This is a genomic window from Armatimonas sp., from assembly GCF_043760365.1.
In the GTDB taxonomy this organism is placed as follows: Bacteria; Armatimonadota; Armatimonadia; order Armatimonadales; family Armatimonadaceae; genus Armatimonas.
Genome location: NZ_JAYUPA010000787.1, coordinates 1 through 9,615, shown reverse-complemented (window position 1 = coordinate 9,615; position 9,615 = coordinate 1). Strand labels below are relative to the sequence as shown.

General features: G+C 57.7%; 10 protein-coding genes. 9 read left to right on the top strand and 1 reads right to left on the bottom strand.

Annotated features, from left to right (window positions below; translation table 11 throughout):
* The first annotated feature begins 285 nt into the window (after positions 1-285).
* The 9 genes from ACH2EH_RS19040 to ribD all read left to right on the top strand — a co-directional run bounded on the left by ACH2EH_RS19040 (position 286) and on the right by ribD (position 8,289).
* Positions 286-492: a hypothetical protein gene (locus ACH2EH_RS19040; RefSeq protein WP_395144129.1), complete on the top strand. Its 207-nt coding sequence runs from the start codon at positions 286-288 to the stop codon at positions 490-492.
* 182 nt (positions 493-674) lie between these two features.
* Entirely contained in the window at positions 675-2,261 is a 1,587-nt protein-coding gene (locus ACH2EH_RS19035) for a hypothetical protein (RefSeq protein ID WP_395144127.1), read from the top strand.
* Positions 2,262-2,323: 62 nt separating this feature from the next.
* Positions 2,324-2,863 carry a shikimate kinase gene (locus tag ACH2EH_RS19030; protein WP_395144125.1) on the top strand — a complete coding sequence of 180 codons (540 nt, stop codon included), beginning with the start codon at positions 2,324-2,326 and terminating at the stop codon, positions 2,861-2,863.
* The gene (gene aroB / locus ACH2EH_RS19025) at positions 2,860-3,981 is read left to right on the top strand and encodes a 3-dehydroquinate synthase (protein WP_395144123.1); all 1,122 of its coding nucleotides are present in this window, start codon (positions 2,860-2,862) and stop codon (positions 3,979-3,981) included. The genes ACH2EH_RS19030 and aroB overlap by 4 nt, the downstream gene beginning before the upstream one ends.
* 2 nt (positions 3,982-3,983) lie before the next feature.
* Entirely contained in the window at positions 3,984-4,214 is a 231-nt protein-coding gene (locus tag ACH2EH_RS19020) for a hypothetical protein (RefSeq protein WP_395144121.1), read from the top strand.
* Complete coding sequence (locus ACH2EH_RS19015) at positions 4,204-6,153, top strand: PASTA domain-containing protein (RefSeq protein ID WP_395144119.1); 1,950 nt, start codon at positions 4,204-4,206, stop codon at positions 6,151-6,153. The genes ACH2EH_RS19020 and ACH2EH_RS19015 overlap by 11 nt, the downstream gene beginning before the upstream one ends.
* On the top strand, positions 6,153-6,818 hold the full coding sequence (gene rpe, locus ACH2EH_RS19010) for a ribulose-phosphate 3-epimerase (protein ID WP_395144117.1): 666 nt from the start codon (positions 6,153-6,155) through the stop codon (positions 6,816-6,818). Before ACH2EH_RS19015 ends, rpe begins: the two co-directional genes overlap by 1 nt.
* Entirely contained in the window at positions 6,815-7,174 is a 360-nt protein-coding gene (locus tag ACH2EH_RS19005; protein WP_395144116.1) for a hypothetical protein, read from the top strand. The genes rpe and ACH2EH_RS19005 overlap by 4 nt, the downstream gene beginning before the upstream one ends.
* Positions 7,171-8,289 (top strand): bifunctional diaminohydroxyphosphoribosylaminopyrimidine deaminase/5-amino-6-(5-phosphoribosylamino)uracil reductase RibD, encoded by a 1,119-nt coding sequence (ribD, locus tag ACH2EH_RS19000; RefSeq protein WP_395144114.1) that lies wholly within the window; start codon positions 7,171-7,173, stop codon positions 8,287-8,289. Before ACH2EH_RS19005 ends, ribD begins: the two co-directional genes overlap by 4 nt.
* On the opposite strand, the gene ACH2EH_RS18995 is transcribed toward ribD, so the two are convergent.
* The gene (locus ACH2EH_RS18995; protein WP_395144111.1) at positions 8,229-9,209 is read right to left on the bottom strand and encodes a long-chain fatty acid--CoA ligase; all 981 of its coding nucleotides are present in this window, start codon (positions 9,207-9,209) and stop codon (positions 8,229-8,231) included. The two genes, ribD and ACH2EH_RS18995, sit on opposite strands and share 61 nt — an antisense overlap.
* Positions 9,210-9,615: the final 406 nt, after the last annotated feature.

Below are 9,615 nucleotides of genomic sequence, written 5' to 3'. Positions count from 1 at the left end.
ATTGCGACAGGAAACTACCAGCTCAGGCTGACCGTCGAGGACATGAAGGCGCACAAGTTCGGGCAAAACCACCTCGACTTTCAGATCAAGAAGTAGGGGGCACCCAGGCACTCCTCTGGCGACTATTCCGAAATCTTTTTAAAGAATTTTGAAATTTCGGCCTGTAGGCGAAACGAACCCGCGCAGGACGTGTTACAAGGGTTGTTGCTGGCAAATGCGAGCCAGCTCCTTTCCACTCTTCTCGTTGTCTCACCAGAGGTTAGCCAAATGCGAATCCGTCGTTTGATGTCAAGATTCTTACTAATCGGCTGCATCCTGGGTGTTGCAGTTCCTTGCTCGTTCGGCCAGGAAGGCGGTGAACGCCCATCCCGTGGTGGTGGAGGACCAGGTGGCCCCGGAGGTGGTGGAGGTCCTGGGGGACGAGGCGGCTTCGGCGGCGGCGGCATGATGGGCGGCGGCATGGGCGGCGGCTTTGGTGGCTTTGGCCGCTAACTGTGCCTTACTAGCTTAGATTTAAGGTGGTTAACAGGGGCGGGTACTCGCCCCTGTTCGATGCTCGTAATAAAGACAAGCCACGAGCCATCGATGAGGTTTGGAGGATATGTATGCAAAATCCCTGGCAGCGTAGCACTTCGCTAATGATGTGTGCTCTTTCGATTTCGACGGTGGCAGCTGTGTCCACCGCACGGGCACAAGGGACACCGGTCAAAGAGGCAACAAATAGCACGCTTGATCTTGATCTACGCGATGCTTTTCTAAAAGATGCTATTCTTGTTTTGACGCAACAGAGCGGTCTGGACAATGTGGTAATCATCAATGGTGATCGTCCCGATGGCTTTCAGAAGATTACGCTGAAGCTGCGGGATAAATCGGTGGACACGGTGCTCCGGGCGATCGCGAAAGCCGCGGGAGCGTCGCTGGAAGAGAGTGATGGGATTTACTACCTCCGTCCCGGCGGTACAGCCCCGGTTGTAGAGCCTAAGGCTCTGCCAATCATTAAAGACGTTATCAAACCTGTTGTCGCTACTCGGCCCAAACCGTTGTTGGTTAAAATTGAGCTGAAGTACATGCCCCCCTCGGATTTTGTTAAGCACCTGGACGATCCTACCTACAACTACATTGTTCACAACTTGATTATCCCGGATGCTTTGAAGGCACAGCAAGGAATGGGGCAACCCATAGCACCCGCGAATGTAACTTCCCTGAATCCTGTACCCACGGAGTCCTCAGCGGTAGGTGGAGCATCGGGCGCGGGGCAGCGCGGCGGTGGTGGCTTTGGTGGTGGTAACCAGGGGGGTGGTCGGCCTGGTGGCTTTGGTGGTGGTAATCAGGGTGGCGGTGGCTTTGGTGGTGGTAACCAGGGGGGCGGCCTTGGCGGTGGCATCGGCGGTGGCCAGAATCAGAACCAGAACCAGCGTTCTCTTCGCCCTCTGGGCATCGACAATATCTTGGCAAGTGATGCCGATAACACCCTGATTGTTCAAGGGGATGCAGCGGATATTGAGGAGCTGAAGGCACTGATTCGCTTCCTGGATGTGGCACCTAAGCAGGTCGAGATTCGCGCTGAGTTTGTGACCGTAAACATCCAGGATATCGAGAGTTTTGGTATTCAGTGGCAGTTGAGCGCCGCCAATAACCTTGATATTAGCATGGCACCGCCCAGTGGAAGCACCCCACAACTTGCGGTGCAGTATGCATCAGGCAATGCGGTGGCAAACCTGCGAGCTGCCTATGTTAAGCAGACTAATAACGTGCTTCAGGCACCCATTATTAGCACGTCTAACAATACACCTGCTACAGTGTTTATCAGTGATGTTGCATTTGTGAACCAGTCCACGGTGATTCAGCCGCAGTTTGGTGGCGCTCCTATTGTTGCCAACCAGCTTATTCCGATCACTGCGGTCAACTTGTTCACGGTGACCCCTCATATTAATGGGGATGGGACGATCAGTATGTTCCTGAATCCGCAGCTACAGTCGCAGACTATTAACGCAAGTGGAGTTCCGCGACAGACTACGCAAGGTGTCTCTACCTTCCGTCGGATCAAGAGCGGAGAGACTATGATGCTTGGTGGGTTTATCACCAAGCAAGAAGACGGTGGTGAGGTGCGCGTTCCTCTGCTCGGAAGCTTGCCAATTATCGGTGAGCTCTTCCGTCAGAGGTCCCGAACCTTAACGGGGGTGGAGACCTTGATCTTTGTCACTCCAAAGATTATTGAGGAGACCAATACCGGTGGTGGTGGGGGAGCTAACCTGGGATAGTGGGTAGTGCTTAACAAAAGCCGGGTGGCCTCGTGCCACCCGGCTTTTTTTGTTGCGGTACAATGCCTGAAGAGATGCCAGGAAATATCACCCTGATCGGGTTTATGGGGAGTGGAAAGAGCACCGTGGGACGCTTGTTGGCACAGCGCCTCGGGTGGCGTTTTACGGACACGGATCAGCTCGTCGAGAAAGTCGTCGGTTGCTCCATTTCGACCTACTTTGCGACGGAGGGAGAGACCGCATTTCGTGACAAGGAGACGATAATACTCTTAGGCGTGACAGCAGGAGAGCGTCAGGTAATTGCCACCGGGGGAGGTGCTATCTTGCGTGAGGAGAATGTCGCGGCACTGCGATCGAGCAGCCTTGTCGTCTACCTCACGACCCGACCTGATGTTCTGGCGCGGCGCGTTGCGCGCCGACCGGGAGAGCGTCCCCTGCTCACTGCCGGGGAGGAACCCGCGCTCACACTGATCCTACGAATGCTTGCGACGCGTGGGCCGCTCTACCAGAGTGCGAGCCACCTGCTTGTGGATACATCGGATCGTGCTCCAGGTGCTGTTGTCGAGGAGATTGTCCGCCGCTACCAGAGGGAAGGCTTATGACGCGTGTTCCTGTCGCTCTTTCCGCGGGGCGTCGCTACGAGATTCATATTGGATCAGGGCAGCTCAACCTCCTAGGGGAGCACTGCGTAGGAATCGCGCGTTCAAGTCGTGCGGTGATTCTGACCCAGCCCACTGTTGCACGCCACTGGGGGACACGTGTACAGACGAGCCTTCAAGACGCTGGATTTACGACCCAGCAGCTTTGCTTTCCCGCGGGTGAGCGCTACAAGAACCTGACAACCATAGCGCGGCTCTACGAGGGATTGTATAATTTGGTGCCCGCGCTGGATCGCAAGACTCTGTTGGTTGCCTTGGGAGGTGGGGTTGTCGGGGATATGGTGGGCTATGTGGCGGCTACCTATCTGCGAGGGTTGGACTACGTTCAAGTCCCAACTACCCTTCTGGCCATGGTGGACTCCTCTGTAGGTGGCAAGACAGGAGTGGATTTTCGTGAGGGGAAAAACCTTATTGGAGCGTTTCATCAGCCCCGTACCGTCGTAATTGACCCGGAGGTACTGACGACATTGCCGCGTCGGGAGCTGCGCGCCGGCCTGGCTGAGGTGGCAAAGTATGGAGTGATTCAGGATCCTCACTTTCTGGAACAACTTCAACGGGACGCAGCGGCTCTTATCCGAGGTGAAGTTGAGACCATTGAGGCTGTTGTGACTCGCTCCTGCCAGCTTAAAGCTGAGGTTGTCACCGCCGATGAACACGAGGAGACGGGGCTGCGGGCGATCTTGAACTATGGGCACACGATTGGGCATGCTCTTGAGTCGGCGACCCGCTACCGACGCTATAAACACGGTGAGGCCGTTGCCATTGGTATGGTGGCGGCGGCGCTGATTGGAGAGCGAGCAGGTGTGACACCGCCGAGCGTCACCATGGCGATTCGGGAGACACTGGTAGCACTTAAGCTGCCGACAGCCCTTCCTGAGGAGGTTGAGGACGAGGTTCTCATCGCTCTGACGGCGCGGGATAAAAAAGCGGTGGCAGGTGAGGCACGCTTTGTTCTGGCTACCCAACTGGGGACGGTAATCCTACAAGAAGTGCCAGTCGCCACAGTGCGTGAAGGGCTGGCGGAACACCGTCGGCTTGTGGAACGGTCAAAGCGGAGGTAATCGTGGGAACTGAGGACGATCACTTGGAAGTAAAAACAAAGCGGACGGGGCGTGAACTCGTAAGTGTTCTCTGGTTTGTCCTCGTTAGCTTTGTTTTTTTTGCTCCGCCGCTTGGGATTGTTGTTCCTGTTGGGGCTCTCACTGCACTCTATGGTCTGGTTGTTCTTATCAGCAGCACTGTATTGCTACTCTCGCTAATTGCCCAGAAGGGAAAGAAAAAACGTGTCGAGTGAAGAGGGGCTTCGCCCTGAAACCAGCTCCGGTGAGAAAGATCGGGTACGCCTGATCAATCGCTTTGTTGGCAAACGCTATGAAGTTCTGGAGTTCGTGGGCGAGGGGCCACTGTTAAGTGCATTTCGCTCACGAGATCAGCAACTCAATCGAATCGTGACGCTCAAGACACTGCGTTCCGATTATCAAAATCGCCCTGAGCTCGTCGCGAGCTTGCGTACAGGTTTTGCTGAGACGATTTCCTTGAGCCATGTCGCTATTGCACGTGCTTACGATGTGGGCGAAGACGAAGAGCTTACCGCTCTCTATCAAGCTGAGGAGTTTGTTCGGGGGATAGACCTTCGGGAGCGGATCCGGCGCGCTGCACCTTTTCAGCTCACGGCGGCGGTGGATATCGCGATTACACTGGCTGAGGCACTGGAGTACGCGCATCACCGGGGAATCCCACACGGGGATCTGTGCCCTCAGAATGTGCTGATAGGGCCCGATGGGCAGGCCAAGCTCACCGGGTTTGGAATTGCTCCCACCTACGCACGCATCGCCCGTGAAGACTCCACTGTTCTGATGCGCATGGCATACTACGCTGCTCCGGATCTTGTAACCAGTACCTCACCGAGCGCCTCTGCGGATCTCTATGCCCTGGCTGTCATCCTTTTTGAGATGCTCACCGGCGAGGCACCTTTTCAGGGGGACAATCCGGTGCAGATTGCACTGCGCCACGCTCAGGAAGCCCCGCCTGCCCCCCGAACTGTCAATCAGGCGATCCCTCGCGCTCTTGAGGGAGTGGTACTTAAGGGGCTCGCCAAGCGCCCTCAGGAGCGTTACATGAGTGCGACAGCGCTTTTGGAAGATCTACGCCAAATACGCGAGGCACTGCGCTTTGGGCGCTCGCTGGCGTGGTCTCCTCTCGATGCACAAGAAACTGCGCCGGTAGCGGCGAGCGCCACCCCGACTGCTTCGTCTAGTGTCCGTGTTATGCCCGCTCCCACAGCGACAGCAGCTGAGGCAGGACGTCGTGTCTCACAGCCCGTTGCGCCGGTGGCCAAAGCAGTGCACGACGAGCGTGACTCTGAGGAAAAAACACCGCCACCACGCCGTACGGGAGGGATTCTCCTGGCAATTAACCTCACGTTGTTTCTGGCGCTGATTGGAACGGTCGCTCTGGTTTTTAATGGGATTCGTCCCTTTCTGAGCCCTGCCAATGAGGTGATTGTCCCCGAGCTACGCGGCAAGACCTTCACGGAAGCCACGGCAATAGCCAATGATCGGCACTTTAAGCTGGTAAAGCTGGCCGAAGAGTTCCTGGATGACAAGCCTGCCAATGTTATTTATGAGCAAAAAGAGCTGCCTGGCAGCAAGATCCTCGAAGGCAAGGAAGTAACCGTTAAGGTATCCCGGGGGCCAGAGATGGTGCCTATTCCCAATGTTGAAGAAATGACACTAGATAAGGCGCAAAAAGAGCTGGAGAAGATCGGACTCAAGGTCGGGGAGGTGACACGGCGTTTCGATCCACTGACAGGAATTGGGGTCGTTCTGGAGCAGCTACCGCGCAGCGATGGCGTGGAGCGCCGCGCCCGGGGCACTAAAATCGATCTCACTCTCTCCAAGGGGCCAGAGCCTGCACCGACGCCAGAGCCAACGCCGCGTCCTACCCCTGAGCCCAAAGAGCCTGCTACTGGCCCCGTGGATGACCCTAGTGATCTGGCGGACACGCAGCTGCGGACATTTCGCGTGCCGTACAAAACCCCCAAAGACGCTCAGCAACACCATGTCGTGATCCAGATCGAGGACGCCGACGGAACCCATAGTGGCTATGACAGTACGCATGGGCCGGGACAGAGCATTAGCGTGGAGGTCTCGGGAATCGGACGGCCCATCACGATCAAACTCTACGATAACGATGATCTCAAGGCACAGACACTTGCGGTGAAGGCGAAGTAATGGCCGTTCTGCTTGCACCCTCGCTTCTGGCGGCTGACCATGCACGTTTCGGTGAGCAGGCACAGGCAGCGGTGGCGACCGGGGAGACCTGGCTCCATGTAGATGTGATGGACGGGAGGTTTGTGCCGAACCTGACGTTTGGTGCACAAGTTGTCCGGGCACTGCGCCCCGTGTGTCCCACTGCATTTTTCGATGTGCACTTGATGGTCGTGGAGCCGGAGCGCTACATCGAAGCCTTTGTGGAAGCGGGAGCCCATGCCATCACGGTGCACCAGGAAGCGACCGCACACCTGCAGCGCACGCTGACGGCTATCCGCGAGGCAGGCTGCCTGGCAGGGGTTGCGCTCAACCCCGCAACCCCACCCGAGACTCTGCGTTATGTTTTGGGAGATCTTGACCTGGTGCTAGTGATGACGGTCAATCCCGGCTTTGGTGGCCAGGCATTCTTACCCACCGCGGCACAGAAAGTGGCGGAGCTTGCACAGATTCGTGTCGAAGCGGGAGCGGGCTTCAAGATCAGCGTGGATGGCAGTGTGAATGTGAAAACGGCTCCCGGCTTGGCTCACGATGGCGCGGATGTTCTGGTGGCAGGCTCCGCGATCTTCAACCATCCCTTGGGCGTGGCTGCGGGGGTTGCTGCGCTTCGGGAGGTGCTTCCCTCATGAGTGTGACCGTGATCTTTGGAATCTTGCTGGCCGTGGCTGTGGGGCTGACATTCTACGGCTATCCCCGTGGCTACGGCGCTCTCTCCGCCCGCTCACGGCTCTTTCGAACCGCAGGGATGGCACTTCTGGTTTTGCTCCTTGCACTGACAATGGTCTTTGTCGGGCAAGATTTCGTGGGACGTGTGGGAGATCTCCAGAAGCTGGCCCTCCTGATCTCCCTCTATGGTCTCGGGCTTAGCCTTGTCTGTATTGCCCTGCTAGATGCGCTGGAGTCGTTTGTGGCAATGCGTAAGGCAGAGCGACAGGCGCTTCAACAGGTTATCGAGGAAACCCAGAAGCAAAAACAGCGGCAATGAGCAGCGAGGATATTTTCTGGATGCGGCGGGCGCTGCGCCTGACCAATCGTGTCAAGGCGCATCCCAGCCCCGGTGTTGGAGCGGTGATCGTGCGCGATGGCGAGCTCATCAGCGAGGGCTGGACCTACCAAACCCCAAAAGTACACGCCGAAGCAATGGCGCTCGGACTTGCGGGGGAGCGAGCACGTGGTGCAACTCTCTACACCACTCTGGAGCCCTGCTCACACTGGATACGCCCGGACGGCTCCGAGCGGGTTCCCTGCACCCACCACTGCATTCAGGCCGGGGTGGCACGTGTGGTGGCCGCGACACTCGATCCCAACCCTCAGGTCTGTGGCGATGGCTTCGCCCAGCTTCAAGCCGCAGGGATCGTGCTGACGGTTGGTGTGTGCGAAGAGCAAGCCCAAGAGGCACACCGTGCCTTTCTCAAGCACCAGCGCACCGGGTTGCCGTTTGTGACGCACAAGGCTGCCATGACACTCGATGGAAAGCTCGCCGCAAGTCACGCAGAATCCCTCGCGATCACCAGTGAGTCCGCCCGCCGCGCGGTGCACCGTCTGCGTGCAAAGTCCGATGCCGTGATTGTCGGGGTGGGCACCGTACTCTCCGATGACCCGGAGCTTACGGTTCGCCTTGTGCGTGGTGCAAACCCCACGCCCGTGATTTTCGACTCGCAGCTGCGCACGCCTCAAATGGCAAGGCTAAACCGACCGGGCACGCTGATTCTGACGTGCGTCAAGAACACGCCGAGCTGGGACGCTGAGATCCTCACGCTTCCCACCGATGCTTTGGGCCGTGTCTCGGTTCCTGCCGCGCTGGCGCTGCTTGCCGAGCGCGGCTTGCTCGAACTACTTTTGGAATCGGGTGGCGCACTGGCCGCCGCGTTCTGGGCCGCGAATGCCGTAGACTGTGCGCTGTTTTTTATCGCCCCCAAGCTCATCGGTGGCAGTCACGCCCCGACGCCTCTTGATGGCCCCGGCTTGCCCGTCCCTATCACGCTCGAAAACCTCCGCGTCCGTCGTTACGGCCCTGATCTCGCGCTTGAGGGGCGAGGTTACTCCGCCAGCAGCGAGCAGCCCCGGAGCACGGCACCCGGCGCTCGTCCCAGAAGCTGAAAGCCGCCGTGCTCATCCCAGACACCGAGATCCTCCGTCTGAATCGCCAGCACCGAGTTGACGTTGGCCAGGTCGTAGTGGGCGAGTAGTCCGGGCTGGCCCAGCACTGCCTCGGTACCGGTGACGGGATCAAGAATGCGGGTACGAAGCCATGGTGGAGCGAGCTTGGGGCCGGTGAGTCCCTGGCTGTAGAACTGGCTGGCGATCTCACTCATCCCGTACTCCGAGAAACAGTGATCAGGGGGCACGTCGAGCCGCTTGGTGAGAAGAGTGTAGAGCTCCTCACGCTCAATCTCGCGGCTGCGGCCCTTGAAGCCGCCTGTTTCGATCACGAGAGAGTCTGCTGGAAGTACGAAGCGCTCGCCGTGTGTGGCATCGAAGAAGTTCACGAAGGCGAAGGCGGTACCAAAGAGTGTGCAGGGGATGGCAAGGCCTGTTAGGGTACGAGCGAGCGTGTCATGGCTACTCTCACCCCAGAAAAACTCGGCTCCAAGTGTCTCTAGCATGAACGAGAGCGACGAGTGCGGCGATGCGTCAGGCGGAGGCATGAGGCCAAGGAGCGGTAGAGGCGGAAAGTGACGCTCGTAGCCTGCTGTGAGTGAGACTTGGTAGAGTGCTAGCGCATCGGCGCTCATCAAGTGGCGGCTGGTCTCGCTTCCTGTGGTGCCGGAGGAGTGGAAGACTTTCACGCACTCTTCCTCGGGGACGCAGGTGAGCGCAAAACGCTTGAAGGCGCTCGCGGGGGCGGCGGGAATGTCTTGCCAGCGCGTGACCGTCTCCGGGGTCTGACCACGTCCGTTGCAGAAGCGCCGGTAGGGCAGGTTGTGCGCGTACTGATAGGCGAAGAGGCGCAGGGAAAGTGCGTTGAACTCCCCTTGGCCTGTTTGAATAAAAGCCGCGAGTTCGTTTGTGAGGCTCATAAAACAACCTCCAAGGAACCCCCGGGTACCCACCCGAAGGGAAGGGTGCTTAGCCGTGGGAGGAATCGGGAACCGCGTAGAAGTTTCCGCGATTGATTTTTCAAATTATTTTTACCTAACCTTTCCGCTCTTTAGAAATATTGCTGAGTATCGCAGTGGCTACTGCGAAGCTACCAAACTTCGCTATGCCAGGTATGAAGGCACGAAACCTCCTGAGAGGCTGTCACGGTTTATTTACCTTTACAAGTGAGTGTAGTGGGTTGAGTCAACACACCGTTTTGGCTCGTAAAACATTCAAACGGCATCAGAATTTTCTTTCTGGTGTGGTCGGACTTAGGACTCCTGCTTGCAGGATATGCACTGAGTGACGACACGGGGCAATGTAACTTGCCCTATAGACGGGACG

What these genes read in the sequence shown, in the direction of transcription:
- ribD (WP_395144114.1), top strand. Translation starts at nt 7,171, where the DNA reads ATGAGCAGCGAGGATATTTTCTGGATGCGGCGGGCGCTGCGCCTGACC.
- aroB (WP_395144123.1), top strand. Translation starts at nt 2,860, where the DNA reads ATGACGCGTGTTCCTGTCGCTCTTTCCGCGGGGCGTCGCTACGAGATT.
- ACH2EH_RS19005 (WP_395144116.1), top strand. Translation starts at nt 6,815, where the DNA reads ATGAGTGTGACCGTGATCTTTGGAATCTTGCTGGCCGTGGCTGTGGGG.
- rpe (WP_395144117.1), top strand. Translation starts at nt 6,153, where the DNA reads ATGGCCGTTCTGCTTGCACCCTCGCTTCTGGCGGCTGACCATGCACGT.
- ACH2EH_RS19030 (WP_395144125.1), top strand. Translation starts at nt 2,324, where the DNA reads ATGCCTGAAGAGATGCCAGGAAATATCACCCTGATCGGGTTTATGGGG.
- ACH2EH_RS18995 (WP_395144111.1), bottom strand. Translation starts at nt 9,209, where the DNA reads ATGAGCCTCACAAACGAACTCGCGGCTTTTATTCAAACAGGCCAAGGG.
- ACH2EH_RS19040 (WP_395144129.1), top strand. Translation starts at nt 286, where the DNA reads ATGTCAAGATTCTTACTAATCGGCTGCATCCTGGGTGTTGCAGTTCCT.